The organism is Chryseobacterium soli, assembly GCF_000737705.1.
Classification (GTDB): Bacteria; Bacteroidota; Bacteroidia; order Flavobacteriales; family Weeksellaceae; genus Chryseobacterium; species Chryseobacterium soli.
The window spans coordinates 51,981-78,600 of sequence record NZ_JPRH01000005.1 but is presented as its reverse complement, the minus strand read 5'-3'; the positions used below and the strand labels follow the sequence as shown (position 1 = coordinate 78,600).

At 36.9% G+C, this 26,620-nt stretch carries 26 protein-coding genes; 20 read left to right on the top strand and 6 right to left on the bottom strand.

Going from position 1 to position 26,620, the window contains the following annotated elements; genetic code table 11:
• Positions 1-378 precede the first annotated feature (378 nt).
• The 7 genes from IW15_RS13510 to IW15_RS13480 all read left to right on the top strand — a co-directional run bounded on the left by IW15_RS13510 (position 379) and on the right by IW15_RS13480 (position 6,312).
• The gene (locus IW15_RS13510; protein WP_034712179.1) at positions 379-1,050 is read left to right on the top strand and encodes an HAD family hydrolase; all 672 of its coding nucleotides are present in this window, start codon (positions 379-381) and stop codon (positions 1,048-1,050) included.
• 2 nt (positions 1,051-1,052) lie between these two features.
• Positions 1,053-1,877, top strand: a complete 825-nt coding sequence (locus IW15_RS13505) for a phosphoribosyltransferase family protein (RefSeq protein ID WP_034712176.1) — start codon at positions 1,053-1,055, stop codon at positions 1,875-1,877.
• On the top strand, positions 1,867-2,421 hold the full coding sequence (locus tag IW15_RS13500) for a TerD family protein (RefSeq protein WP_034712175.1): 555 nt from the start codon (positions 1,867-1,869) through the stop codon (positions 2,419-2,421). Before IW15_RS13505 ends, IW15_RS13500 begins: the two co-directional genes overlap by 11 nt.
• Before the next feature lie 5 nt (positions 2,422-2,426).
• Complete coding sequence (locus tag IW15_RS13495) at positions 2,427-3,509, top strand: toxic anion resistance protein (RefSeq protein WP_051882043.1); 1,083 nt, start codon at positions 2,427-2,429, stop codon at positions 3,507-3,509.
• Positions 3,510-3,549: 40 nt separating this feature from the next.
• A complete protein-coding gene (locus tag IW15_RS13490; protein ID WP_034712171.1) occupies positions 3,550-4,467 on the top strand; it encodes a hypothetical protein in 918 nt (305 codons plus the stop codon).
• A gap of 74 nt (positions 4,468-4,541) precedes the next feature.
• Positions 4,542-5,150 (top strand): TerD family protein, encoded by a 609-nt coding sequence (locus IW15_RS13485; RefSeq protein WP_034712169.1) that lies wholly within the window; start codon positions 4,542-4,544, stop codon positions 5,148-5,150.
• 133 nt (positions 5,151-5,283) lie between these two features.
• Entirely contained in the window at positions 5,284-6,312 is a 1,029-nt protein-coding gene (locus tag IW15_RS13480; protein ID WP_034712166.1) for a TerC/Alx family metal homeostasis membrane protein, read from the top strand.
• Positions 6,313-6,468: 156 nt separating this feature from the next.
• Here the strand turns inward: IW15_RS13480 and IW15_RS13475 are convergent, their stop codons facing one another.
• Positions 6,469-7,467, bottom strand: a complete 999-nt coding sequence (locus tag IW15_RS13475; RefSeq protein ID WP_034712156.1) for a catalase family protein — start codon at positions 7,465-7,467, stop codon at positions 6,469-6,471.
• Between the two features lie 186 nt (positions 7,468-7,653).
• On the opposite strand from IW15_RS13475, the gene IW15_RS13470 reads away from it, so the two are divergent.
• From IW15_RS13470 to IW15_RS13445, 6 genes are all read left to right on the top strand, one after another.
• Positions 7,654-8,088 carry an FKBP-type peptidyl-prolyl cis-trans isomerase gene (locus IW15_RS13470; protein ID WP_084681432.1) on the top strand — a complete coding sequence of 145 codons (435 nt, stop codon included), beginning with the start codon at positions 7,654-7,656 and terminating at the stop codon, positions 8,086-8,088.
• Positions 8,089-8,222: 134 nt separating this feature from the next.
• A complete protein-coding gene (locus IW15_RS13465) occupies positions 8,223-9,173 on the top strand; it encodes a hypothetical protein (protein WP_034712154.1) in 951 nt (316 codons plus the stop codon).
• Between the two features lie 66 nt (positions 9,174-9,239).
• Positions 9,240-9,650 carry an Rrf2 family transcriptional regulator gene (locus IW15_RS13460; RefSeq protein ID WP_034712152.1) on the top strand — a complete coding sequence of 137 codons (411 nt, stop codon included), beginning with the start codon at positions 9,240-9,242 and terminating at the stop codon, positions 9,648-9,650.
• 58 nt (positions 9,651-9,708) lie between these two features.
• Positions 9,709-10,362, top strand: coding sequence for an NAD(P)-dependent oxidoreductase (locus IW15_RS13455; protein ID WP_034712150.1), 654 nt, complete (start codon positions 9,709-9,711; stop codon positions 10,360-10,362).
• A gap of 16 nt (positions 10,363-10,378) precedes the next feature.
• The gene (locus IW15_RS13450) at positions 10,379-11,554 is read left to right on the top strand and encodes an MBL fold metallo-hydrolase (RefSeq protein WP_034712148.1); all 1,176 of its coding nucleotides are present in this window, start codon (positions 10,379-10,381) and stop codon (positions 11,552-11,554) included.
• A 178-nt stretch (positions 11,555-11,732) separates the two neighbouring features.
• Positions 11,733-12,413: a hypothetical protein gene (locus tag IW15_RS13445; protein WP_034712147.1), complete on the top strand. Its 681-nt coding sequence runs from the start codon at positions 11,733-11,735 to the stop codon at positions 12,411-12,413.
• A 79-nt stretch (positions 12,414-12,492) separates the two neighbouring features.
• Here the strand turns inward: IW15_RS13445 and IW15_RS13440 are convergent, their stop codons facing one another.
• Complete coding sequence (locus IW15_RS13440; RefSeq protein ID WP_034712145.1) at positions 12,493-13,521, bottom strand: M23 family metallopeptidase; 1,029 nt, start codon at positions 13,519-13,521, stop codon at positions 12,493-12,495.
• A 228-nt stretch (positions 13,522-13,749) separates the two neighbouring features.
• On the opposite strand from IW15_RS13440, the gene IW15_RS13435 reads away from it, so the two are divergent.
• Positions 13,750-14,790, top strand: coding sequence for an NAD(P)H-dependent glycerol-3-phosphate dehydrogenase (locus IW15_RS13435; RefSeq protein ID WP_051882042.1), 1,041 nt, complete (start codon positions 13,750-13,752; stop codon positions 14,788-14,790).
• A gap of 80 nt (positions 14,791-14,870) precedes the next feature.
• Here IW15_RS13435 and IW15_RS13430 read toward each other — a convergent pair whose 3' ends face one another.
• The 3 genes from IW15_RS13430 to IW15_RS13420 are packed head-to-tail and all read right to left on the bottom strand — an operon-like array spanning position 14,871 to position 17,598.
• Positions 14,871-15,647 carry a hypothetical protein gene (locus tag IW15_RS13430; protein WP_034712142.1) on the bottom strand — a complete coding sequence of 259 codons (777 nt, stop codon included), beginning with the start codon at positions 15,645-15,647 and terminating at the stop codon, positions 14,871-14,873.
• Positions 15,648-15,658: 11 nt separating this feature from the next.
• Positions 15,659-16,480, bottom strand: coding sequence for a hypothetical protein (locus IW15_RS22065; RefSeq protein ID WP_051882040.1), 822 nt, complete (start codon positions 16,478-16,480; stop codon positions 15,659-15,661).
• An 11-nt stretch (positions 16,481-16,491) separates the two neighbouring features.
• A complete protein-coding gene (locus IW15_RS13420; RefSeq protein WP_131368558.1) occupies positions 16,492-17,598 on the bottom strand; it encodes a hypothetical protein in 1,107 nt (368 codons plus the stop codon).
• 552 nt (positions 17,599-18,150) lie between these two features.
• On the opposite strand from IW15_RS13420, the gene mqo reads away from it, so the two are divergent.
• Together mqo and IW15_RS13410 are read left to right on the top strand one after the other, a co-directional pair.
• Positions 18,151-19,656 (top strand): malate dehydrogenase (quinone), encoded by a 1,506-nt coding sequence (gene mqo, locus IW15_RS13415; RefSeq protein WP_034712137.1) that lies wholly within the window; start codon positions 18,151-18,153, stop codon positions 19,654-19,656.
• Positions 19,657-19,732: 76 nt separating this feature from the next.
• On the top strand, positions 19,733-20,134 hold the full coding sequence (locus IW15_RS13410) for a hypothetical protein (RefSeq protein ID WP_034712135.1): 402 nt from the start codon (positions 19,733-19,735) through the stop codon (positions 20,132-20,134).
• Positions 20,135-20,162: 28 nt separating this feature from the next.
• Here IW15_RS13410 and IW15_RS13405 read toward each other — a convergent pair whose 3' ends face one another.
• Positions 20,163-21,740, bottom strand: coding sequence for a GMC family oxidoreductase N-terminal domain-containing protein (locus IW15_RS13405; RefSeq protein ID WP_034712132.1), 1,578 nt, complete (start codon positions 21,738-21,740; stop codon positions 20,163-20,165).
• A 124-nt stretch (positions 21,741-21,864) separates the two neighbouring features.
• Between IW15_RS13405 and IW15_RS13400 the strand changes: the two genes are divergently transcribed.
• The 4 genes from IW15_RS13400 (at position 21,865) to IW15_RS13385 (ending at position 26,618) form a co-directional block, all read left to right on the top strand.
• Positions 21,865-22,482 carry a DUF1684 domain-containing protein gene (locus IW15_RS13400; RefSeq protein ID WP_034712129.1) on the top strand — a complete coding sequence of 206 codons (618 nt, stop codon included), beginning with the start codon at positions 21,865-21,867 and terminating at the stop codon, positions 22,480-22,482.
• A 3-nt stretch (positions 22,483-22,485) separates the two neighbouring features.
• A complete protein-coding gene (locus tag IW15_RS13395; protein WP_034712127.1) occupies positions 22,486-22,968 on the top strand; it encodes a GNAT family N-acetyltransferase in 483 nt (160 codons plus the stop codon).
• Positions 22,969-23,030: 62 nt separating this feature from the next.
• Positions 23,031-23,840 (top strand): glucose 1-dehydrogenase, encoded by an 810-nt coding sequence (locus IW15_RS13390; RefSeq protein ID WP_034712124.1) that lies wholly within the window; start codon positions 23,031-23,033, stop codon positions 23,838-23,840.
• Between the two features lie 111 nt (positions 23,841-23,951).
• Positions 23,952-26,618, top strand: coding sequence for an MGH1-like glycoside hydrolase domain-containing protein (locus IW15_RS13385; protein WP_034712121.1), 2,667 nt, complete (start codon positions 23,952-23,954; stop codon positions 26,616-26,618).
• Positions 26,619-26,620: the final 2 nt, after the last annotated feature.

The window sequence follows — 26,620 nt, the reverse complement described above, 5'->3', positions numbered from 1 at the left end:
TCAATATATTTTTGGATGTATAAAGGTCGATTACTATTCAGATAAATATTCAGTGCTACCAAAGTACACAGCTCTGATAGGATTGTTTAAAGTAATAATATTTATCATTTTTGTTGACATTGTTGATTTTTAATCGGTTGCGAAATTATAAAAAAAAATGAAATAATCAAAAAAAATATTTTTTTTGAAATAAAGGAAATAATGGACACGATCCGTCTTTATCTGTGAAATCATAAAATATCATAAAACAAAGGATGAACCCTGTGACGTAATGATAAAAATTTTATCTTTGGGAGGAATTGTAAAATTCAACGAATTGATGATGAAAAAACTAAACTCTTTTTAAAGAAAGAGTTAAAACTTTTAACCTATACCGTTTTGAAAGTAGATATTGACATTCATAACCACTATCATTTTTCTTTTGATCTGTGGCTCACCTTAATAAAATCTCATCCTGAATTTAAAGCAAAAAGAGTTGGGCTGTTTGCCTCGTTTTTTGATATTGACAAACCTGTTGAAGAGGTTGCGAAAGTCGTAAAATATTACGATGATTTGTGTAATACCATTAATGAGGTTGTCGGAGGTAATATAGATACCTTTGAGATGTATTTATTAATCTTAGGTTCATTGAATGTAGATGTAAAACAATTAGATAAACAAAAATTAAATCAGTTTTACACAAAAAGCGAAGAGCTGTTTTTAGAATACAAACCGGTTGTTATTTTTGAAGATATTCACCAGTTTTTTGAGGAAATAAAAAATCAGGGAAAAACGATTAATATTCTGAGTAATACAGGATTTATCAAAGGAAGAACAATGAAGAAATTTCTGATTGAAGAAAACCTGGATCAGTACATTGATTTTCATATCTATTCTGATGAAATTAATTGTTCCAAACCCAATCCTCTTGTATTTCAGGAGGTAAGAAATAATATGAAAAACCAGGATCTTCCGATGCACCAGATTCTGCATGTAGGAGATAATCCCATTGCGGATTATAAAGGGGCAAAAGATTTTGGATTCAGTGCACACTTATTAAAATACCAATAACGATGAATAGAAGGTACAGCTTACATCACATTCATTCGGCGGATGAATTTACTTTTTCACCCACAGAATACAGCTATTTCAAGTACGGAGATAAGTCGTACGCTGAGAAATTTGCTAAAGAGCTGTTTGATGGATTTGTTGCCAAGCATGCAGATCTTTTACATACAGATAAAGAGATATTAATTCTGCCGAGTCCGTATATGGCGATTCCGACAGCTTCCAATTTTTTATGTTTTTACTTTAAAAAACATCTGGATTATTATTTATTTCAGAAAGGAAGAAAATCCACGGTGTTGTCAAAAATCAATAGAAATCACACCTACATTACAGATTATGGAAATCTTAGTTTTGAAGACCGTAAAAATCTGATTGCCAATGATACCTATTATATTGATAAAGATTTTTTAAAGGAAAAACTTTGTATTTTTATAGACGATATAAAAATCACCGGAAGTCATGAATATACAGTGAATAAAATTTTGAATCAATATGAGGTCAATGCGGATTTTGTTTTCCTGTATTATGCCGAACTGATGAATTTTGAACTTGATCCCAAGATTGAAAACTTTTTTAATTATTATGCGGTAAAAAACGTGGAACACGTCGCAGAAGTAATGCTGAAGCCAAGTTTTCAGTTCAATACAAGGATTGTGAAATATATTTTAGGCCTGGATTCAGAAAAATTTGATTATCTTAACTCAAAAGTTGGAAAACAGCATATGGATGACCTTCTGGAGCTTGCTATCAGCAATAATTACCATTTAATAAAAGAATACGAAAACAATATAAACACTTTAACGAAAACCGAATTATATTATGGCTATTAACTTACAAAAAGGACAGAGAGAAAATATTAACGCCCCTAAATTTACTGTAGGTTTAGGGTGGGATACCAATAATACTTCTACAGGAACTGCTTTTGACCTGGATGCTTCTTTATTTTTATTAGGAGAAAACAAAAAATTGGTCTCAGACAACCATTTTATTTTTTACAATAATCTTGAGTCGCCTGATAAAGCGGTGATTCACACAGGGGATAACCTAACAGGGGAAGGTTCCGGAGATGATGAGCAGATCAAAATAGATTTAACGAAAATTGATCCTGCAATCCAGGAAATCACTGTGGTAGTAACGATTCACGAAGCGGATGCAAGAAAACAAAATTTTGGACAGGTAAGAAATTCTTTCATCAGAATTTTCAATACAGATACGAATGAAGAGATTTTAAAATATGAATTAGACGAAGATTTCTCCATAGAAACAGCAGTAGAATTCGGAAGAATCTATAACAGAGGTGGAGAATGGAAATTTGAAGCGGTAGGAGCAGGACAGAGAGACGGTCTTGAGAAATTTGTAGCAATTTATCAATAATCAACATGTCAGATATCATCCCAAATACAAACATGACGCTGGTAGATAAAGACGGAAACGTCAATCTGACCCAGCTGCAGGTAGAAGAACGCCAGAAATATGAAGTGCTTGCCAATTCCATCGATGAAACCAATCCTGGTTCTATCGTTAATTATGGTGCTGAGCTTCAGAAAACACTTTCTAACCAGAGTGACAGCTTCTTAGGAAATGTAAGAAGATCGAATTCCGGTGAAGTAGGAGAGCTGATCAATAATCTATTGGTGGAGCTTAACTATGTAGACGTAGATGAGCTTCAGGGCAATAAGATGAAGAGCTTTTTAAGTAAACTGCCTTTCATGAAGAAAATCATGACGCAGGTGGAAAACCTGTTTGCGAAATATGATAAAATCATCAATAATATCGATCAGATTTCCCATAAAGTAAATGCGGGAATCATTACTTCTACGAAAGATAATGCTGTTTTACAGACTATTTTTGAGAGTAATGTAAATTCTATCAAGCAGATTGAAGATCTTGTTATTGCCGGAAATGTAAGAATGGAAAGAGCTTCTGCAGAACTTGCAACAATGGAAGCTGCCCCGCAGAATTACCAGGATTACCAGATTGCCGATAAAAGAGATTTTATTGCGAGATTAGACAGAAGAATGGCTGATCTTAAAGTCGTACGTGTGATCATGATGCAGTCACTTCCGCAGATCCGTTTGGTGCAGAATAATAACGTTTCTATTGCTGAAAAAGCGCAAACCATCCTTACCACTACATTACCGGTTTGGAAAAACCAGCTTTCACTGGCGGTGGCGATGTATAGACAGCAGCAGAATATTGAGATCCAGCAGAAAGTATCTTCTACGACAGAAGAAATTCTGAGAAAAAATGCAGAACGTCTGGGACAGAATTCAGTGAATGTAGCTAAAGCCAATGAGCAGACTATTGTATCGGTAGAAACATTGAAAGAAACCACTTCAATGTTGATCAACACGCTGAACGAAGTGAAACAAATCCAGAAGCAGGGTGCAGAAAACAGAAGAAAACTGGATCAGGACTTACAAACATTGGAAAGCGAATTAAAAGCAAACGTCAGAGCATAATTAATAGGATATAAAGGTGGATGATGAAGCTGTAGCCATAATGTCTCAAAGCAAAAGAAGAGTAACAAAGCTTAAACTTCTTGCTAATTTTTTTGAAAATATTGATATAATATCCATTTACATCAAAACCGATATTATACACAATCTCTTTCAGGAAAATAAGGCTTTGGATTACAGTAAACTTGAACTTTTTCACCTTCAGTATACAGACAGTCTGATAGAATTGCTGACAAAGATTAAAAGGCAGAAAGAAAGTGATATGCTGGCGGTGATCAATGAAATTGATGTCAACAACAGATACGTCGTCAATTTTGAAGAAAGAAGGGTCGACAGTTTTGAGACAGACCGGAAAATGTACAGTGGTATATTTTCCCAACATCTTGCCAATCTGTATAAAGATCTTACGGAAGAGCGCTTCACCATAGATTGGAATAATGTCCTGTATTTTAATAAGAAATATGCGACTGAATTTTACCGGGAAGCAGATGAAGAACTTTTGAAATCTGGTCCTTTGCCGTCTTATCACTATCAGGACTATGAAATAGAAAGGAAACTGTTGGGCAGGCTGAATATACAGAACTTTAAAGTACGTTTTGTATGCGGCTATCTTATCGGGAGAAATGAATATGAGCTCTTTAAAATTTTTCAGTCGGATGACCATTTTATTTTTAATGTAGAAGAAAAAAAGATGTACTTAATAGATGAGCAGCTTGAGAAACTGGATATTTCAGAAAATCAATCCAATCAGACGACAATCATTAATCAGTTGAAAAAGAAAAATGAATATCTGGAGCAGACTATGAATGAAAAAAAACGTACCCTGCCGGCTGAAGTAGAATCTGTATTAAAAGATTATCTTCGGAATCTGGAAAATATGGATATCATGAGCAAAATATTCGATTTCAATGAAGAAACCAATATCCTTCGGGCAATGCTTAATCTGAATTTAAATAATTAGTGAAAGAGAAATAGGAGCAGATGAAGTGCTTATTCTTTTCACAAAAATGAATAATAATAACTAAACATAAAAAAATGGCTATTAACTTACAAAAAGGTCAAAGAATTAATCTGAAGAAAGAAAACGGTACAGACCTTACGCAGGCTTGTGTTGGGATCAACTGGGGTGCAATTGAGAAAAAAGGTCTCTTTGGAACTAAAAAAGAAGCGGTAGACTTAGACGGAAGCTGTATTCTTTACGATTCAAATAAAAACGTTACCGAAGTAATCTATTTCGGTAACCTGAAATCTAAAAACGGCTCAGTAAAGCACAGCGGAGATGACTTAACAGGTGATGTAGACGGAGATGACGGTCTGGATAATGAAGTGATCACGGTAGATTTTAGTCAGCTTGATGCTAACGTAGAACATGTTGCGATGGTATTGAACAGCTATAAAGGACAGGATTTTGGAACCATTCCTTTTGCCTCTATCCGTATTTATGAAGGTTCACCTACCAATGTAAGAGAAGTATTTGCAAAGTATGACATTGCTAATGATGCGTCTTTCAAAGGACATGTTGCAATGGTAATGGGAGTATTTTATAAGAGAAACGGAGAATGGAAATTCAACGCTATCGGAGATCCTACAGCAGACAGAAAATTAGAGCAGACTATACAGACCGTTCAGCAAAATTATCTATAAATAAACTGATAATCAGTCATAATGGGCTTTATACAAAAATGAGTAAAGTATCATTTAAAATTAAATACATACAAAACAGCAATAGCCGTACCCCGTACAACTATTGCTTTTGTTATAATAAAACATAGCTTACGTGGAAAAACATCAAGGTATTTTAGACCTTCACCCTGGTTTGGTGGTAGGATTTGCGATAACGGTCGTTATCATGTTACTTCTGGATTTAGGAGTATTCAATAAAAAAAGTCATGAGGTCTCTTCCAAAGAAGCGACGATCTGGTCTATCGTATGGATTTCATTATCTATGATATTTTCAGGAGTCGTGTACTGGGTTTTCAACACCGATGGATCTCCTGAGAGTCATCAGATAGCGATTGAAAAATTCACGCAGTATCAGGCTGCATATTGGGTGGAGAAAGCACTTTCAGTAGACAATTTATTTGTATTCATCCTTGTTTTCGGATTCTTTAAAGTACCGAAATATCTGCATCATAAAGTTCTTTTCTGGGGAATTATTGGAGCGTTGATATTTAGAGCGGTATTCATCTTTGCCGGAGTTGGACTGATCAATTTAACCTATTTACCGGAAATGACTGTTTTCGGAAAAGCTGTTCAAATCAATATTGTGATGGCTCTTTTCGGATTGTTCCTTGTGTACGCAGGAATCAAATCCTGGGGCGGTGGTGATGAAGACGAAGACGAAGACTTCAGCAATACAGCCGGAGCGAAGCTGGTAAAAAGTTTCTGGAAGGTTTCCGATAACTACGACGGAGATAAATTCTTCACCATTCAGAATGGAATTAAAATGGCAACCCCACTTTTAGTGGTAGTAGGAGTTATTGAATTCACGGACGTTTTGTTTGCGGTAGATTCTATTCCTGCAATTTTTGCCATTTCAAATGATCCTTTCATCCTGTATACATCGAATATCTTTGCTATTTTAGGTCTTAGATCATTATATTTCCTTCTGGCCAATTTCATCCATATGTTCAGCAAACTGCCTTATGGTTTAGCCATTATCTTATCTTTCATCGGAGTTAAGATGTTAATTGCACCTTGGATTCACATTTCATCACCGGTTTCATTAGGAATTGTTGGTGGGGTATTGGTAATCTCGGTTCTTTTATCCATCCTATTTCCGGATAAGAAAGAAGAAGCGGAATAAAATATTACATACAATTACAAAAGAAAGGCTTTACAGATGTAGAGCCTTTTTTTATTTTCAGTTAAAATCTGCTATTTATTTCTTTAATTTCCCCATCTATCTATCTCAAATATTCACTAAACACCAAACAACCATAAACTAGCAACCATCACCCAATCACCCATGCAGCAGCTTATTAATCTTAGTCCTCGTCTGCATAGAAACCTTGTAGGCTTCCTCCCGAAGCTTTTGGATCTTCCCTACAGGATGGAAAAACGGTTTGCTTTCAAAAGGATTAAATGAAAGAAGCTCATTGCTGCAGTCACGTGGATTCGGTAAAGAATTTTTTTTAATGTTCACTTCTCCGATTTTAATAAAAGGAGCATTTTTCCATTCCGTATTCAGTGTATTGATCGGCTGATCTTTGATATCACTGCAAAACTGGATCAGGACATCTGCGGTATAATCATTTGTACTGAAATACTCTTCCAAAGCTTTTCGGGTGGTAAACTTCTTTCCAAAGTTCTTTTCAACAGACTGCGGTTTTAGCTTGATCTTAATCATATAATCACCCATTCGGTAAGCTCCCACAGAATAATAATCAAAAGACAAAAAGAAATCATTTCTTTTACCAATAAAATGCAGGGTACTCTTTATAAATGAACCGTTAAGAACAGAAGGAATAACTTTTACCATCTGAGCGGCTAAAGAAGGAAGATGACTCCATTTTTTAATATAAAACTGGTTAATTGAAGTAAATAATTTCAAAAACGTGCTCACAGAATTTACCGGAAACAAAGGAAAATTCACCAATGGATAATTGGCAATTAAAGACCCTTTATCATCTATTATTTTCACCGCAAATCCATAAGCGGGAATCTCTTTTTTTGATGAATTAATAACAGGTTTTGCATTCGAAAACCGGATTACCAGATCAAATTTCTTTTCCTCAAAAAAGGGCTGTAGTTCGTGTGGAAGGGCATTTGATACCACAAATTCGCCATTGATTACGGCATAGGTTTTGGCGTGAACATTTCGAGTGGCATAATTTACGTCACTCAGCAAAGAGGACTGTTCAACAAAATCGGCGATGCTTTTTTTGTTAATCTCGAGAAGTATTTTTTCCTCTTCATTGAGTTCATCGAACTTCCTGTGGTATGGTAATGGATTTGGCATTTAGTTTTTAAATTCAATTATAACGCCAAGTTTTGGATCCTGTGTTAAAATAATATTAAGCTTATTTGAATTTTTAACCGAAATACTAAGGATTGATCTAAGTGTATGGAAAGTAGTGCTTTAAGTCGGGACTTATTGCGGCATACTTAAAAAGGTAAAATTGTATCTTTGCAAAAAAAGAATACTATGGGAGTAGCAGATATGTTATTTAAACGTAAAAAAGAACTGGCAGAAAAAAACCTTAACGATGGGAAGGAATACATGGAAGAGTATGGGAAAAGAGAAAGCGTAGTGCAGTTGCCAAGCGGTTTGCAGTACGAGATCATTACCGAAGGAGACGGTGAAAAGCCGGGTCCTAAATCTATGGTAAAATGCCATTACCACGGAACGACCATTGGAGGTAAAGTTTTTGACAGCTCTGTAAAAAGAGGAACACCAGCTTCTTTTCCTTTAAACAAAGTAATTAAAGGATGGACGGAAGCATTGCAGCTAATGCCTGTTGGAAGCAAATGGAGATTGATCATTCCTCCTCATTTGGCATATGGAGAACAGGAAATCAGCAAAGAAATAGGTCCAAACAGTACCCTTGTTTTCATCGTGGAATTGTTAGGAATAAAATAAATCTTCTTCCTTAAAAGATTAAAAATTTACTTGATTTCAGGTAAATTTTTTTATTGGAAGTAAATTAGTATTTTAGAGTGAAAGTTAGTTGAAAACCTATTTCAGCTACCCGGATTCTATCAAAATATGACTGAATGAAAAAAATATTTTACCTTTTTGCTGTCCTTTTACTTCTGGTTTCCTGCGTTTCCAAAAAAAATCAGGTGATTCAGCAGAATATCCTGACGCTAAAAGACAGCTATTGTAAAGCCCCTTTTAAATATAATTATGCCAATAAACTGCCGTCTTACAATTCAGATTCTATATTGGCGGCCAATAAAGAACTGAGAGGGATGTTTTCGGACCAAAGTATTTTGATTTTAAATGCATTGGAGAACCTGGACGAAGTCCATAAAATCATTGATCTTAAAAAAGATTCATCACTGACATCACAGGTGAAAGTGTTACAGCTTAAAAGCATCATTAATAGTAAAATAACCATCTCCCTCACAGAATTGGATGCGGTAGCCGCAGAATTCGATTGTGAAGGCGAGCGCGTTGCACAAATCGGTAATTATGTGGATAACCTAAACAGTTCCAGAAATAATAAACTGATCCTGTATTCCATTGCGGCAGGAGCCATGGCTTCCATAGCAGGAGGAATTGTGAGTGATAATGCCTGGAGTAACGCAATAGATATCGGCGGTGGAGTATTGGGAGCCGGTTTAGGACTGGCCACTTTAAATCCGAAAGGAAAAAAAGTTGAATTTATCCATCAGAGAAATTTATTAAGAGATATCTGGCGGGAAAAACTGGAATCTCCAAACTTCCCACCATTTATCTGGTATATGTACACCGAGAAGAAATTTTCGAACAAAGAAAATCATTCCATTATCCAGAGCATGAAAGAAAGATGGCTTCATTACCAGTTTGATGACAATAAGGTAAAAGCAGACCAATCCGTTATTTTTAGTGATGGCGGATACTACAGGGCAGACGATCTGCATAACCGGGCTGCAATGCTGAACCAGATGCAGTCGGCGACCAGAACAATTAATCAAAATATCAATTATCTTCTCCTGGATCTGGATAAATTAATTCTTTAAGAAAATTTTAACTGTAATAAAATTTGTTACATTTAAAATTTATTCTATCTTTGCGGAGTAATTATAATGAACAATACACGATTTGCTACGGCAGTACATATTATGACCTTATTGGCTAAAAGTCCTCAGGAGTGGCTTACTTCTGAATGGATTGCCGGAAGCATTAACTTAAATCCTGCAATGGTGCGTAAAGAGATCAGTGTATTGAGAGAAGCAGGTTTGATCGCAAGCAAACAGGGAAAAGAGGGTGGAAGCCAGCTTGGGAAAGATGCAGAGAATATCAGTATTTCTGAAATGTATGCAGCCGTAAAAAACACGGAAGTATTAGGAAAGAAAAACAATAATCCCAATCCTGCGTGCAGTGTAGGAAAAGAAATTAATGTTCATTTAAATACATTATTTGAAGAAACAGATCGCTTGGTGATCAACTTTTTAGGAGATAAATCATTGAAAGAATTCAGTGAACAGTTCGAATAAAATTTTTTAGCTACAAATGTAACAAAAGTTATTACAATTAATTAAAATAAAAATTATTATGAAAAAAGTAGCAGTAATCGGTGCAACAGGATTTGTAGGGGCACAGGTAGTAAAAGAACTTACCAACAGAGGATATGCAGTAGAAGCTATTGTAAGAGATGCTTCTAAAGTAGAGCAGAATAATAACGTTACAGCAAAAAGTATTGATGTAAACAATGTAGCGGAATTGGCAGATGGATTGAAAGGAAACGATGCCGTAATCAGTACATACAATGCAGGATGGACAAACCCAAACCTTTACCATGATTTTCTTACAGGTTCTGAGAATATTGAAAAGGCAGTTGAAGAATCTGGCGTGAAAAGATTAATCGTTGTAGGAGGAGCAGGAAGTCTGTATACACCGGATAATATTCAGATTGTAGATACACCGGATTTCCCCGAAGCTTACAAACCTGGAGCCACAGCAGCAAGAGATTATTTAAACAAAATTAAAGAGAATACCACCTTAGACTGGACATTCTTCAGCCCTGCGATTGAAATGAATCAGGCCAATGTAGGAACCAGAACAGGAGCATACAGAACTTCTCTGGAGACTCCGGTTTTTGATGAGAACGGAAGAAGCATTCTTTCTGTAGAAGATGTGGCAGTAGCATTGGTAGATGAATTGGAGCAGAATAACCACATCCGTGAACGTTTTACAGCAGCATACTAATTAAAAATAATATCTGATGATCAGAAAAAAAATAATAGGGTTAATGACTTTACTGGGTTTCGCAAGTGTTGTATGGGCGGGAACTCCAAAAATTAAAGTATATAATCCTGGAACGAAAGCAATTTTCCCTATCACTTCAACCATAATTTATGGTGAAAAGGATGCTGTACTTATTGATGCACAGTTTCAGAAGCAATATGCGGAACAGCTCGTTAAAGAAATTAAAGCAACCGGAAAAAATCTGAAAACCGTTTTTATTTCCCACAGCGATCCCGATTTTTATTTTGGATTGGATGTTATTAAAAAAGCATTTCCAAATGTGAAAATCATATCAACTGCTCAGACTGCTTACCTTATTTCAGCATCTAAGGATGAGAAAATGGCAGTCTGGAAGCCTCAGTTGAAACAAGATGCACCTTCAGAAATTATCATTCCGGAGGCTGTGAATTCTATTCCCGATCTGGAAGGAAATACCATAGAGATCAAGCAGAATCCTGAAGATCCGGCACACAGTTTCCTTTGGATTCCTTCATTGAAAACCATAGTGGGAGGAATTTCAGTTTCAGTGGATTCGCATCTCTGGATGGCGGATACAAAAGATAAAGAAGCGATAAATAAATGGATCGCGCAGATTGATGCGATGAAAGCACTTCACCCAACACAAGTAATTCCTTCTCATTTTGCAAAACAGTCTTTCGCTCCGGCATCCCTTGATTTTGTTAAGAATTATCTTGAGAACTATAAAAAGGCAGTGACAACAAATTCCACTTCGGAAGGTATTGTGAAATTGATGGTTCAGCAATATCCGGATCTTCCGGGAAAAGATGAGCTGGCAATGGGCGCTAAAGTTTTCCTAGGAGAAATGGACTGGGAATTAAAATCTCCATACCCAGCGATCGGTCATAAGGTTGAAGTGGATTTTGGAGGTGTAAAATTCCTTCTGGATTTTAAAGATAATAAGACAATGACCTTTACCGGAACAGCCGGAAGTTCAAAAAACAGCACTGATACCGTAGAATATACTGCTGTAGAAGTTGCAAAGAATGTTTTTATGGTATACTGGCATGAACCCAATCTTGGCTTCAATGTAACCCATATTCAGGATTATAATAAAAATATAGTATATTCAAATATTGCAGGTTCTGACGGTACGTTTACCCATCCGAAAGGAACTCTTAAGATTTTGAAGTAAAATGATAAGAACCAAAAGTACATGTAAATTTCACATGTACTTTTTTTAGGTCTATCAATAGAACTAAGGCACAGAAAGATTTTTTATATATCCATTTTTGTTATATTTGGCTTTGCAGAAATCTTCTTTTATGAAGTTAAGAGGATCTGTGATTTATTTTAAAATCAAATAATAACCAATGAAGTCAATTAAAATTCTGCCCCTTCTTTTGCTCCTGTTTTTATGCAGCTGCGGTAAACTAGCTACAACACCCGAAGATAAAAAATCTGTCGACGAAATTCTTAAGTTTTATGGAGGCTATGTTGAAACGATGAAAGGAGTGCAGACATTGAATGGAAAAACCAGTGATTTTTTTGAAGTGGAGATTAAAGAGAGTAAACTCATTAATAATCAGCCTCAAAGAGCGATATCCAATGCCGCTAATATTGCATTTATAGTTTTTCAGAATCAAAAGCCTGGAGAATATGATGTTATCAAAACAAAATTACTTTTATCCGATGGTGCCAGTTTTACAAAATCATTCACTCAAAAAGAACTGCAGGAAGTAAAAGACATCTATCCGGAAGTAGAGAAGATCAATTCATTTCTACTTAATAAAAACTACAGTGGAATTCTTGAAATGTTTGATCCTAAATTTAAACCTAAGGAAGAAGTGGCAAAAGAGGCACTTTCTGGAATGGATTCCAAAGGAGGATCGATAACAAAAATACAGTTTCAGGGATTTGAATTTATTGATGATGCCAATTTAGGGAACATCGTTGTAATAAGAGAAGTCGGAGTAAGAGATCATGTTTTCCCTTTTATCAATATCGCATTCGACAGAAAGACAAAAAAACTGTTGAATATTGAATTCCCATAAAATATAAATACATCAAGAAATTCCCATAATTTATGAGGAGTAAAATAAAAAGGCCGTTCCATGTGAACAGCCTTTCTTTTTATAAATTCATAAACAATTTCGGATTCACCGGCGTATTGTTTTTGTGTACTTCATAATGAAGGTGAGGTCCTGTAGAACGTCCGGAATTCCCGGATTTTGCAATAACCTGTCCTACTTTTACTTTATCATTTACTTTCGAAATTAATTGTGATAAATGGCCGTACAATGTTGCCAGCCCGTTTCCATGAGAAACAATCACACAGTTTCCATAACCTCCTTTTTGCCCGGAAAAGATGATCGTTCCCGCAGCAGCAGCTCTTACGTCAGAACCAAAAGCAACGGCAATATCCAGTCCTTTGTGGAACTGCATTTGATCAGCTTCAGCAGGAGGATTATTTCTTTCCATCGGTGTTTTTGAAGTGGTAGTACCTGAAACAGCTTTTGCAGACGCCATTGCAGGAGCTGGAGCAGCAGGGGCAGCTTTTGGAGTTACCATCACTTTTACTTCTCTTTTATTTCCGTAACTATCAGTTAATTCAATGATTTTTTCAACCGGTTCAGCTTTTATTTCCGGTTTGGGTGCCGCAGCAACGGCCGCAGGTTTGGCATCTGATGATCCGGTAGATTTTACAGAAGCATACACCGTTTTAAAAGGAATAGGATTTTTTCTGATGCCGAAATTTGAGGAAATATATCCGTCGGTAGGCATTCCCAGTGGGACCTGCATTAATTTCTTTTGAAGATTCATCAGATACTGGCTGTATCGGTTAGCCTGCTTGGCAAGATATACAGAATTGGAAATGCTGTCTTTGCTTAGAATCATCAGCTTTTCATTGGCGATATCTTTAGATTTCAGGAATGAATTAAGCTGTGCTACAGTTTGATCTACCAGGGTAAGATCTGTTCTCATTTTTAAATAATCTACACTGTCTTTTTCAGTGTTTATTTTTACAAGGTTCACTTCATACGTCTTGTCATCTTTTTTAGAAAATAACGTGGCGATAAAAATCCCTTGTGCAAAAACTACTAGTAAAAGTCCTCCTAGAAGAATGTTTACGTTCTTTCTGCTGTTTAGAAATTTCTTCATTTTTCTTCTCTTAGTATATTAAAAAAACGGTTTTAAGCTTGCAAATTTAACTAAAAATAGGATTTAGGGGCAGTTTTTAACGAAAAATTTAGTTATTTCTGTATTTAACGTATAATTAGATATTTAATTGTATTGAAATGTTAATTTTTTCAGAAAAAGAGTTTTATCATCATTTCAAAAGTGTGGCTAAGCCTTTGTTTTAATATATTTGTAGTTCATTTTCTCATTATGGCTAAAAAGAAAACAATTTCAGAATCTCCCCATCCAAAAAAGAATAAAAAGGACATTTCTGTAGGAGTTGTAGGAAGCGGAAGTTTTGCGACCGCTATCGTAAAAATGCTTGTTGAAAACTGCAAGGTAGTACACTGGTGTGTACGAAGTGAGTTTGTAAAAGGAGCCATAGAGCTTCGCGGACATAACCCAACTTACCTTACTGCGGCTCATTTTAATCTAAAAAGTTTAAAACTGACAACTGATGTCAATGAATTAGTATCGGCCTGTGATGTAGTGGTGCTGGCAACACCTTCCATTTATCTTTCCGACACGCTGGATAAAATGACCTGTGACTATTCGGATAAGATTTTTGTTTCGGCAATTAAAGGGATTATCCCTAAAGTAAACGACGTGGTAGCGCATTATCTGAGAGACGAATTCAAGATAGGATTCAGAAATCAGGCAGTAATTGCAGGGCCTTGTCATGCCGAAGAAGTAGCCATGGAAAGACTGTCTTACCTTACGATTGCTACCGTAGAAGATGAAGTTTCTGATAAGCTGCAGAGCATATTCAATTCAGACTTTATTAAAGTACATTCCAGTAAGGATGTTTTAGGGAATGAGTATAGTGCTATTCTTAAAAATATTTTTGCCATCGGAGCAGGGATTTCCAGTGGATTAGGCTATGGTGATAATTTTACCGCAGTTTTTGTGTCGAATGCGATCCGTGAAATGGAAACCTTTTTGGAAGCTATTTATGAAGCGCCAAGAGATGTCAATGAAAGTGCTTACCTTGGAGATCTTCTGGTAACAGCGTATTCTCTTTTCTCAAGAAACAGGAATTTAGGAAATCTTATCGGAAAAGGATATACGGTAAAATCTGCCATCCAGTCTATGAATATGGTAGCAGAAGGATATTATGCTGCAGATTCCATCTATAAGACGGCCAAGCAGAAAAACCTTAAACTTCCCATCATTGATACCATCTACGGAATTCTGTATGAAGGGAAAAATGCTGAAAAGCAATTCAAAAAACTAACAGCAAAACTGAATTAATAGAAAAGAAGGCTTTACTCATGTAAAGCCTTGTCTTTTTAAATATAAATTGAAAACTTAAGTCAAAAGCTTAAGTTTTTTTATTGGCTCATTTTAGTAATAAGCAATGCAAATGAAGCTCTTACTGTCAGATTACTGCTCGTAAATCCGTTACCCGTGTCGAATTCAAATTTTTGTCTGATTGTAGTGGGAGCAGCCAGCTTCAGATAAAATGTTCCCTGAAAAAATGTGAAAGAACTCGACAGCTGGCACATTCTGTTAACCTCGGTGATGGTAGCACTCGTTGCTGAATTAATCAGATAAGACCGGGTACAAGTGAAATTTTGAGATAAATATTGTGTGTTGGCCGGGCCCGTATTATTGTTGGCATTATTAGTATCCACAGAATATCTTAGCATATAGGTTCCTGCAGGCAGTGTAATAGTAGAGTTATCAGCCGCCAGTGAAGCTCCTGTGATTTTATTGGATGCCACTGTGAAATTCGCAATAGTATTATTGGTGCTGTTTACAGGAATTAAAACGCTGGGAGCGATAACCAAAGATAGAGTCTGTGGCTCCGATCCTGCAAGAATAGTGCGCTGCCATTGATTGCGCACCCATATGTAATATCCTTTGGAATAAGTGGATGCTCCTCCTTTATTGTAGATGATTAATCCATCAGCAGGATTTACGACAGGAGTCGAGGTGCTGTTAAGTACCGTAAGATCGTACTGTGGAAAAATAACCCCTTTATTGGATGAATTGATATCAAGAATACTGCTCGCGTTAGGATTTGAAGTATTAATACCCACTTGCGCTTTTGTGAATGTACCTAATGAAAATAGAGTCATGCAGGTGATATAGATAAGCTTTTTCATTTCTTTGGTTGTTATTGATTAAGGGCAGATCGTTGAATATCAACTTTTGCATTTGTAATAATAATTTCTCCGTTATTAGGAGCATTTCCGCCAGCTCCGGACTGATAGGTACCTCCTGCATCATGAGCAATGGAAGGCATCAGGTTAATGGGAGTTGCTGAAGTTGTAACGAAAGAAAAACTCAGGTTCAGCGTATGCGTTTTGTTGCTTGCTATAGATTGGGCATTCAGGCTGATCGTTTTCCCGTATTGGGTTCCTGTGGCAGGATCAATCAGTTTCACAAGATACTGATGAAGATGGATCTGGGTTCCGCCAATACCGGCAGTGGTACTTTCAATGGCCGTTCTTATATTTAAGCATACATTCACAAGGTAGCCGCTATTTCCCGGCAGGGTAATTACCCCCGTTGCAGTATTATAAGAAGCACCAATATCATTGGAAACCACATTAAATGCTGCATCATTGAAATTTTTGAATATACCGTTGGCCAGTCCTCCCAATATAGTATAATCGGTAGTTCTCTGGAGCATCAGATAACTTGCCAGATTATAGGTGTCAGCAATCTGGCTCCAACGGTTGTTTTTCCAGATATACAGCCCGGGGCTGATAGAATTTCCTTTATTATAAACCAGAAGACCTTCAGTAGGATTGCTTACTGGAGTAGTGTTGCTTAAAATGTCTATAATATCCACTCTGGGAAGCAGGACCCCTTTATTGTTGGATTCTGAAACCTCTAGTATAGCAGAGCTGTTCATCGTTGATTTCCCAATAGCAACCTGGGCAAAAAGACTATTAATAATGCATAATAACAGCAGAATATAAGTTTTTTTCATGATTTGTTTTTTTAAAGTTTTGATATTTTGATATAAGAACCCGTCGGAATTACATTCACAAGATCATAAAATGTACTGTTCTGCATTCTTCCAAGGTTTAACCTTAGCCCTCCGATAATATTGGAATTCGCGTTGGTGGGGACGGTATAGTAATACGACCACGTAGCAAGATGGTTGGTACTTACTTTAGAGACAATAGGAACCTCTTTTCTTGAAGAGGAGACCGCTGTAAAAGTATTGGTGGAATTATTATAAGTGTCATTATAGAAATCTATAAAATATCCCATCAAATAATAGGTGCTTCCAGGTAAGGGAGCCGTTCCACCTTGTCCGGCAGGGCTTTCCTGAGGCGAATTAAGATTAAGGTTTACTTCAACTAAATAATTTCCCTGCGGTAAAATCAGTGAATATCCTCCGGAAGAACTGTTAAACTGCACCTTAAAGCCGTTGATATTGGATACTCCGGATATGGAAGGCGGATTTACCAGCAGCGGAGAACTGGCTCCTGCTATTGCATTGTCTAATAATGACAGAGAACCGGTAAAATCCAGATATCCTACTTTTGGGGTATCTTCAGCGTCTATTGTACTTTGCCACTGGCTAGTTGTACCGTTGAAAAAATGCAGGGCTTTATTATTACTGTTGGTCCCTCCATTATAGCCAATGAGGCCATCGGCCGGAGAAGCCACAGGGGTCGTCGTACTGCTGAGGTTTGCAATATTCAGATTGGGAAATAAAACTCCTTTATTTCCTCCGGATATTGTTACCGTAGGTATTGATGTATAGCCCGTTCCACCATTATTAATGGTAATACCGGTAACAACTCCGCCTGAAACAGTCGCAGTAGCTTTTGCTTTGGTACTTCCGTTGACGATTGAACCTCCACCATAAAAATTCACAGTAGGTACCGTGGTGTATCCACTACCTCCATTGGTAATCGTAATTCCTGTGATAGCCCCTCCTGATATGGTAGCTGTAGCCACAGCAGGGATCCCCTTGAAGTTTTCAATATGTAAAATTGCACTGGGGTCCGGATTGGACGTGTTAATTCCTACACTTCCGCTTTGGGCCAAAGCCACTGTAGCGAATAGTGTACTCACGATGTTGAAAATTTTCATCTTTAGTATGTTTATTCGAAATATTTTGAATTAATAGTTATTGGAATATGTATTAATTTCATACCAAAGTAAGGAAAATATGCGTAGAATAATAATATTAATTGTAATTTTTTAATGTTTTATTTGATTTATTTTTATTTAATTTCACTTAATATTGAATATTATTCATAATTATCACTATTAATTGATAAATAATATTATGGCTAGCAACTACTGTTGCGATATTCTACATGGCCAACTTAAAAAGACATAAATAAACTTAGATTTAGAAAAAAATAAATGTGTTGAAAATCTTTGATTAATTTTTTTAATTAAAATTTTAAAATCCTAAATTTTACTCGTAAAATGAACGTAATTACTGGCAAATTTTGAAAATCATAAACAAAAAAGTAATTTCAATACCGAGTATCGATAGTATAAGATTGATAATTTCCATGATAAATGATGAAGAATTTATTAATTTATTTTGGACCAAAAATTAACGTGTTAAAATCGTTAAAGAGGGCAGAGGTTCTAAAAACTTTTCCCGAAATTTGAGTAAAATTTAGAATTATGTCACAATCCCTTACAAGCAGAACGCCAAAACCAAAATACGACGTTGTACTGATAGGTGGCGGAATTATGAGTGCCACTTTAGCTACATTGCTTCATGAATTTAACCCCGATCTGGAAATTGCCATATTTGAAAGGCTGGGAAGGTTTGCCAAAGAAAGTACGGCAGCATGGAACAATGCAGGAACCGGACACTCAGCCTTTTGTGAACTTAATTATACCCCGGAAAAACCCGATGGCTCCATCGATATCTCTAAAGCAGAAAGTATTGCAGAGCAGTTCGAAATGTCTAAACAGTTTTGGGCCTACCTTATTAAAAAAGGCTATGTAAAAGATCCTAAGGAATTTATTAATTCATGTCCCCATATGAGCTTGGTATTTGGTGAGAAAGATGCCGAATACTTAAGAAAGCGCCACGAAAAAATGTCAGGATCTGTCCTGTTTTCAGGAATGAAATATTCTACAGATCATAATCAGCTGAGAGAATGGATTCCGCTTGTCATGAGCAAGCGAAACGATTCTGAAGTGATGGCAGCGACTAAAATGGATTTGGGGACCGATGTAAATTTTGGATCCCTGACCCGCAAAATGGGAAGACACTTACTGGAAGATTCCAATGTAGAGGTTTTCTTATACCACGAAGTAAAAGATGTAGATCCAAGAGAAGACGGCACCTGGGGAATGAAAGTGAAAGACAGGATCAATAACCATAAACAGGAAGTTAATGCAGACTTTGTATTCATAGGAGCAGGCGGATACGCGCTTCCATTGCTTGACAGCTCTGATATTAAAGAAAGTGAAGGATATGGCGGATTTCCTGTTTCAGGGCAATGGCTCGTATCGCACAATCAGGAACTGGTAGAAAAACACCAGGCGAAAGTGTATACACAGGCTACAGTAGATGCTCCGCCGATGTCGGTACCGCATTTGGACCTTAGAATTATCGATGGTAAAAAAGCACTTCTTTTTGGTCCCTTCGCAGGATTTTCAACAAAATTTTTAAAAGAAGGAAGTTACCTTGATCTTCCCGAAAGTGTAAATACCAAAAATTTACGCTCTCTGTTTGGAGCGTGGTGGCATAATATTCCTTTGACCAAATATCTGATCCAGCAGGTTGCGATGACAAAATCTCAGAGAATGCAGCATTTGAGAGAATTTATCAAAGATGCCAATGAAGAGGATTGGGAACTGAAACTTGCAGGACAAAGAGTTCAGATCATTAAAAAAGATGAAAAAGACGGTGGTAAACTGGAGTTCGGTACTGAAGTAGTGGTGAATAAAAGCGGTACTATTGCTTCATTACTGGGGGCTTCACCAGGAGCTTCAACAGCAGTATACGCCATGGTGAATGTTCTTGAAAAATGCTTCCCGGATAAGCTCCAGGGAGAATGGAAAGAAAAACTTCTGGAAATGATTCCTTCTTATGGTCAGAAATTGGCAGAAAATCCTGAACTTACCGAGAAAGTAAGAAATTACACCAAAGAGACATTAGAATTAGAATATTAAAAAAAGAAATTGTCAGTGGTGAACGGTGAATGTAAAATTAACCATTCATCACTGATGATTCATAGTAACAAAAAAAGTGGAAGAAGTCGTTGTAAAGCCAATCATCGTAAAAGAGCTCCTGGAATCTCTTCAGACAAAAATAGAAGAAGAGAAGCAGGTTATTGTACACTGTTGTTTTCCGGCATCGCCGTTTTTAGGAAATCTCATCAGGATCTGGCAGTCAACCTATCTTTTTGATAATCAATCCGAGCATAAAAGTAAACTGATCCATGTTGAGAATATTACCATGTCTCCCAATTGGACGGTGGTTCCTTTCATGAAAGATTTTTGGTTTACCCTTATATTTTCAGGACTTCCTAAAGACTGTAAGAGTTTTGATCTTAAGGAAGTTATTCCTGAAGAAGGCGGATTTTATGTCAATTCCATTAAACGAAATTCGTTGGATGTCTATCGGGTTAAAATTGCAGAATCATATTAAATACTGATACATAGTAGCTTTTCTTAGGCTACGCAAATTCATTTGTCCGGATTAAATTTTCAATACAAAATTCTGCAATGGCGGTGATCGTAACAAATGGATTCACTCCAATAGTTCCCGGAATTAATGAGCCGTCCAACACATACAGATTTTCATGTTCTTTAAGCTTGCCATACTGATTGGTAGCCTGTCCCAAAACACAGCCGCCAAGCGGATGATAACAAATATCAGCTCCAAAGCCATTATTAAAAAGAAAATGACTGCGGGTTCCACCGTTAGCTTTGTTCATTTTTTTGATAAAATAATTGGCATTTTCTTTCATTGTAACGGTATGACTTTGATCCCAGTTCAGAGTCAATTTTGTCTGTGCTGAATCATAAGTAACCTCACCTTTTTTATCAACCCTGTTAATGAGCAGATACAAAGCGGTGGCTACATCCATTCCCATGGGAAGCGGAGCAATCTCGGTAAAAAAAGGATGCTCTGGATCATCCCAGTTATCAACTCCACCCACGGGAATGGTAGACTGCTGGGCACCTGTTCCGCCGGACAACGGTTTTACCCAGTTTCTGCCTGTCATGAAATTTCCATTGTTCCCCCAGTTTTTACCGACAAGTTCATGAACAGGAAAGTTATGTAGAGAATGAGAACGCAGTAATAATTCTAACGTTCCCATCGTTCCGGCCGAAAGGATTAACTTTTTACAGTGAAAAGTTTTATCAGCAATGGTTTGCCCTGCTGTATCGATCTGCTGGATAGCTAACGTATAACTTTTATCTTCATTGAGCTTAATGTGGTCAACTTTGTGAAGATCCAGGATCTCCAGATTTCCTGTTTCCAATGCCTTTTTGAGGTAGGTTTTATCCAGGCTGTTCTTACCATGATTATTTCCATAGATGACTTCCGTATTCAAGGCAGAGCGGGGAACCTCATTTCTGAATTCTTTCTCCATATATTTGAAATCATAAACGTTGGGAACACGGATGGTTTTAAAGCCCGCTTTATGCGCTTCTTCTTCACCTACTCTTGTAAATTTATAATAAGGACAGTCTTTTAAAAACTGCTCGTCAATCACATTCACTTTCAGTTCTTTATGGACTAATGGAAAATAGAAATTATAAAATTTTTCAGCATCAAGGTCCGGAAAAATCTCCTTAAAATAACTTTCTTTCGGGGTAACAGCCATTCCACCGTTAACGATTGATCCGCCTCCTACGCCTCTTCCTACCCAAACATTGATGTGTTCATAATCCAGCCGGTCCAATGCCGCAGTAAATGGAGTTAAAGAAAAAAGATTCATGAAAGGGGCTATACTTTTCTTTTTTAACCAAGCTGCACTTTTACCAGGCTTTAGAAGATTGGAAAAAGGAATTCCTGATTTTTCCCAATTAAGACCCATTTCCAGCATCACTACTTTTTTTCCGGCTTCAGACAAACGAAGTGCTGAAACAGCACCGCCATATCCTGATCCGACAATAATGATCGGAGCCTCTCGGTCTTTTTGTTCAGAAGCCGTACGCTGGGCTGCCTGAAATAAATTAGATTGTAAAAAATAGAAGCCGGATACCGCTAAAACACTTGTTGTAATGAATTTCTTTCTGTCCATGTTCTGTATTTTTCAAAAAGCATGCTAGAGAATTCTATTTAAAAGCAGATTGTGCTTTTTTGGGGGAATTTTAACTTTCATCCCATGAAAAATTCATAGTTTTACTCTTTTAATCGAAACATGTATGAAAAAATATATTGTCTTATTCTTACTATTCCCACTGTGGATCTTTTCTCAAAAAATGGTTTCTCCGGAAGTCATGGAGGTTAAAAAATTTCAGGAAGATTTGAATGCGGAATACCTTAATCCTAAAGAAACTCCTTTACGTGGAGATAACTTTACGAATTTTAAAGGGCATCCTTTCTTTCCTTTTGATCTGAAATATAGAGTTACGGCAAAATTCGTGAAAACAAAAAATGCGAAACCTTTTGACCTTCCGACATCTTCAGGCAAAACAAAAACGTACAGAGAATATGGAAAAGCAATCTTTGAATTAGATGGGAAATCCTATACCTTAAACCTGTATCAAAGTTTGGATTTAATCAAACAGAAAAAGTATAAAGATTATCTTTTCCTTCCGTTTCGTGATGCAACCAACGAAAAGGAAACCTATGGTGGTGGAAAATATATGGACCTGAGGATACCGAAAGGCAATACCATCATATTGGATTTCAATCAATCTTACCAACCTTTCTGTGCTTATAACGCTTACGACTATAACTGTCCGATTGTTCCGGAAGAAAATAAACTTCCGGTAGAAATAAGAGCAGGAGTAATGTATCAGGATATTTATCACCATTAAGCAATGACCAGTTTACATTTTTTCAAGCCTGAAGATGTATCAGGATTACAATATACGTTGGATGAAACTCAATCTCTTTTTACCGCAACTGCAGAAGAGGCGCTTGAACGGATTAAAGAACGAGATGATGATTTGGCATATCCAATAACCATTTTCCATGATGAAAAGCCAGCTGGATTTTTTGTACTGGATTTCGGAGAAGATAAATTCGATCTTACCGAGAATAAAAATTCTGTGTTACTAAGATCTTTCTCTATAAACCCTCAATTACAGGGGAAAGGAATTGGAAAATCTGCCATGATGAACTTGGATGATTTTGTTAAAGAACATTTTGGAGAATGTAATGAAATAGTGCTGGCAGTTAACGAAAAAAATAGTTCAGCATATCAGCTCTACTTAAAAACAGGATATGTTTTTGAGGGAAAAACGAGGGTAGGAAGAAGCGGTCCTCAATTCCTGATGTATAAAACTTTAAGAAAATTTTAATTTAAAATCTTTCATTCTCACCGATACTTTCCATTAACTTTGAGTAAGATCAAATAATAAATATGGAAATATCACTTCAAAATCAGGTGGCTGTCATTACCGGAGCCTCAAGTGGAATAGGCAAGGGAATTGCTGCATCATTAGCTTCTGCAGGTGCCACAGTCGTTATTAATTATCCGGTAGAAAAATCTTTCCCGGATGCCCAGGCAGTTTTAAAAGAAATTACTGATGCCGGCGGAAAAGGCATTACTTATCAATGTGATGTTTCCAAAGAGGATGAGGTGATTGCAATGTTTAAAGATGTCGTTGCTGAATTAGGAACAGTAGATATTTTAATCAATAATGCAGGCATCCAGAAAGATGCGAAATTCACCGAGATGACACTCGATCAGTGGAATGCTGTCATTGGAGTAAACCTTACCGGGCAGTTTCTTTGTGCCAGAGAAGCTATCAAAGAATTTTTACGTCGCGGCATCGATCCTTCACGTTCTGTTGCGTGTGGAAAAATCATCCATATCAGCTCTGTTCATGAAATCATTCCCTGGGCGGGACATGCCAATTATGCTTCGAGTAAAGGAGCAATCAGAATGTTGATGCAGACACTTGCTCAGGAATATGGAGCGGATAAAATCAGGGTTAATTCAATTTGTCCGGGTGCAATCCAGACACCTATCAATAAAGATGCGTGGAGTACTCCACAGGCTCTGAATTCTTTGTTGACCTTAATTCCTTATAATAGAATAGGACAACCGCAGGATATCGGGAATCTGGCTGCTTTCTTGGCAAGTGACCTGGCAGATTATATTACAGGAACCAGTATTTTCATCGATGGCGCAATGACCACTTTTGAAAGTTTTTCAACCGGAGGGTAGAAGATAGCGATTGTCAATAGTGAATTAACTTCGTTGTGAATTTTAATTGCCTTGCGAAGCAGAAATTGACGATTGACCATTCACTTTTTTAAATAACTTAAAACTTAATTCATGTCGGAAAAGCAAAGAATTTCAGATGTTTCATGGAAAAAATGGGGACCTTATGTAAGCAACCGCGAATGGGGACTTGTACGGGAAGATTACAGTGCCAACGGTGACGCATGGAATTATACCACTCATGATACAGCAGAAGCTAAAGCGTACCGATGGGGTGAAGAAGGAATATGTGGCATCTGTGATGATTTTCAGAAGCTCGTATTCTCCGTAGGATTTTGGAATAAGAAAGATAAAATGGTAAAAGAGCGGTTTTTCGGTCTTACCAATGGGCAAGGAAATCACGGAGAAGATGTAAAGGAATATTTTTATTATCTGGATTCCACTCCCACGCATTCCTACATGAAGATGCTCTATAAATATCCCCAGAATGCTTTTCCCTACGAAAATTTAATAGAAACCAATGCAAGTATAGGTAAAGATGCCCCGGAATACGAACTTATCGATACCGGAATTTTTGACCATGATGAATATTTTGATATTTTCATTGAATATGTAAAAGAAAGTCAGAATGATATTTTAATCAGGCTCACGATTGTTAATAAGTCTGAAAACAATGTTCCTCTTGTCTTACTTCCTACCGTATGGTTCAGGAATACCTGGAATTGGGGCTATGATGATTATAAGCCACAATTACGTTCCGAGGATTCTTCCTGCATTGAAATCAGTCATAAAGATCTCGAAATAAAAAATCTCTATGCCAGAGAGTCTGCACAGGTTTTGTTTTGTGAGAATGAGACCAACAGTGAACGCATTTACCAGTCACCCAACACTTCAAACTATTGCAAGGATGGGATTAACGATTTTATCATTAATGGAAATTCAGGATCTGTAAATCCGGAGCATGTGGGTACAAAAGCTTCATTTTTTATTGATGAAAATTTTAAAGCAAAAGAAACTAAAACTTTTGAATTCAGAATGTCTGACAAAAAGCTGGAAAAGCCTTTTGAGGATTTTGAAGAGACTTTCAGTAAAAGACAAAAAGAATCGGATGAATTTTATGCTGAAATCCAGAAGGGAATCCAGACGGATGACGAGAAGTTGGTGCAACGGCAGGCATTTGCAGGAATGCTCTGGAACAAAATGTTTTACCATTACAATGTAGATAAATGGCTTAAAGGAGATCCGGCAGAAATAAAACCTCCGAAATCGCGTGAAAAAATAAGGAATTCAGAATGGAAGCATCTTAATAATGAGCATATCATTTCGATGCCCGACAAATGGGAATATCCCTGGTATGCAACGTGGGACCTGGCGTTTCATACCATTAGTTTTTCTTTAATTGATCCGGATTTTGCAAAATACCAGCTGAAATTGTTCTTATTTGAATGGTATATGCATCCGAATGGACAACTTCCTGCCTATGAATGGGATTTTAGCGATGTTAATCCGCCGGTTCATGCATGGGCTGTTTTCAGAGTATTTAAAATTGATGAATTTCTTAAAGAAAAACCTGACATAGAATTTTTGGAAAGTGCTTTTCAAAAGTTACTAATGAATTTTACGTGGTGGGTCAATAAAAAAGATAAAAATGGGAATAATATTTTTGAAGGCGGATTTTTAGGCCTTGATAATATTGGGGTTTTTGACCGCAATGCAGTTCTTCCGAATGGTGAACAGCTGGAACAGTCAGACGGAACAAGCTGGATGGCGATGTTTGCCCTGAATATGATGAGAATTGCTTTGGAACTCGCTCAGTATAATACAGTGTACGAAGAAATGGCGATGAAATTCTTTGAACATTTTCTTTCCATTGCCCATTCGCTGGATAATATGGGAGAAGAGAATTTCAGCCTTTGGGATGAAGAAGATGAATTTTTCTACGATGCAATTTCTTCCAGTGACGGAACAAATATGTATCTTAAATTAAGAACAATAGTCGGATTAATTCCGATGTTTGCAGTAGAAGTGATCGATGATGAAATGATTGAGAATCTTCCTAATTTTAAGAAGAGAATGAAATGGGTTCTTGAAAATAAACCGGAACTGGCTTCTCTCGTTTCAAGATGGGAAGTGAAAGGACAGGATTCTAAACATTTATTGTCTTTATTGCGTGGCCACCGTCTGAAAAGATTGCTGAGCAGAATGTTGAATCCGAATGAGTTTCTAAGTGATTACGGAATTCGGGCGTTATCCAAAGAATATGAGAACAATCCTTATACGCTGAATTTAAATGAAACAGATTACCGGGTAAGATATACTCCTGCAGAAAGTGACAGCGGCCTTTTTGGCGGGAATAGCAATTGGAGGGGACCCATCTGGTTTCCAATCAACTTTTTGATCATCGAAAGTTTGCAGCGGTTTTTCTTTTACTACAGTCCTGACTTTTTGGTCGAATATCCTACAGGAAGCGGAGAGTACTTAAATTTAGATCAGATTGCCGATTCTTTAAGCAAAAGGCTTTCAAAAATATTCCTGAAAGATGAAAATGGAAACCGGCCTGTAAACAATCAATATGAAAGGTTTCAGACAGATCCTAATTTTAAGGATTATATTTTATTTTACGAATATTTCCATGGAGACAACGGGCGTGGAGTAGGAGCTTCCCATCAAACAGGATGGACGGGCCTGATTGCGAAAATATTGCAGCCTAGATTTACCAAAAAAGAAATCGCAGCATCTGAAACAGAAATGCCGGAAGATGTGGAAAAGCTTAAAAGTTAAGA

Coding starts and splice junctions, on each gene's coding strand:
- IW15_RS13505 (WP_034712176.1), top strand. CDS start 1,053: ATGAATAGAAGGTACAGCTTACATCACATTCATTCGGCGGATGAATTT.
- IW15_RS13500 (WP_034712175.1), top strand. CDS start 1,867: ATGGCTATTAACTTACAAAAAGGACAGAGAGAAAATATTAACGCCCCT.
- IW15_RS13495 (WP_051882043.1), top strand. CDS start 2,427: ATGTCAGATATCATCCCAAATACAAACATGACGCTGGTAGATAAAGAC.
- IW15_RS13490 (WP_034712171.1), top strand. CDS start 3,550: ATGTCTCAAAGCAAAAGAAGAGTAACAAAGCTTAAACTTCTTGCTAAT.
- IW15_RS13485 (WP_034712169.1), top strand. CDS start 4,542: ATGGCTATTAACTTACAAAAAGGTCAAAGAATTAATCTGAAGAAAGAA.
- IW15_RS13475 (WP_034712156.1), bottom strand. CDS start 7,467: ATGCCAAATCCATTACCATACCACAGGAAGTTCGATGAACTCAATGAA.
- IW15_RS13470 (WP_084681432.1), top strand. CDS start 7,654: ATGGGAGTAGCAGATATGTTATTTAAACGTAAAAAAGAACTGGCAGAA.
- IW15_RS13465 (WP_034712154.1), top strand. CDS start 8,223: ATGAAAAAAATATTTTACCTTTTTGCTGTCCTTTTACTTCTGGTTTCC.
- IW15_RS13460 (WP_034712152.1), top strand. CDS start 9,240: ATGAACAATACACGATTTGCTACGGCAGTACATATTATGACCTTATTG.
- IW15_RS13455 (WP_034712150.1), top strand. CDS start 9,709: ATGAAAAAAGTAGCAGTAATCGGTGCAACAGGATTTGTAGGGGCACAG.
- IW15_RS13450 (WP_034712148.1), top strand. CDS start 10,379: ATGATCAGAAAAAAAATAATAGGGTTAATGACTTTACTGGGTTTCGCA.
- IW15_RS13445 (WP_034712147.1), top strand. CDS start 11,733: ATGAAGTCAATTAAAATTCTGCCCCTTCTTTTGCTCCTGTTTTTATGC.
- IW15_RS13440 (WP_034712145.1), bottom strand. CDS start 13,521: ATGAAGAAATTTCTAAACAGCAGAAAGAACGTAAACATTCTTCTAGGA.
- IW15_RS13435 (WP_051882042.1), top strand. CDS start 13,750: ATGGCTAAAAAGAAAACAATTTCAGAATCTCCCCATCCAAAAAAGAAT.
- IW15_RS13430 (WP_034712142.1), bottom strand. CDS start 15,647: ATGAAAAAGCTTATCTATATCACCTGCATGACTCTATTTTCATTAGGT.
- IW15_RS22065 (WP_051882040.1), bottom strand. CDS start 16,480: ATGAAAAAAACTTATATTCTGCTGTTATTATGCATTATTAATAGTCTT.
- IW15_RS13420 (WP_131368558.1), bottom strand. CDS start 17,598: ATGAAAATTTTCAACATCGTGAGTACACTATTCGCTACAGTGGCTTTG.
- mqo (WP_034712137.1), top strand. CDS start 18,151: ATGTCACAATCCCTTACAAGCAGAACGCCAAAACCAAAATACGACGTT.
- IW15_RS13405 (WP_034712132.1), bottom strand. CDS start 21,740: ATGGACAGAAAGAAATTCATTACAACAAGTGTTTTAGCGGTATCCGGC.
- IW15_RS13400 (WP_034712129.1), top strand. CDS start 21,865: ATGAAAAAATATATTGTCTTATTCTTACTATTCCCACTGTGGATCTTT.
- IW15_RS13395 (WP_034712127.1), top strand. CDS start 22,486: ATGACCAGTTTACATTTTTTCAAGCCTGAAGATGTATCAGGATTACAA.
- IW15_RS13390 (WP_034712124.1), top strand. CDS start 23,031: ATGGAAATATCACTTCAAAATCAGGTGGCTGTCATTACCGGAGCCTCA.
- IW15_RS13385 (WP_034712121.1), top strand. CDS start 23,952: ATGTCGGAAAAGCAAAGAATTTCAGATGTTTCATGGAAAAAATGGGGA.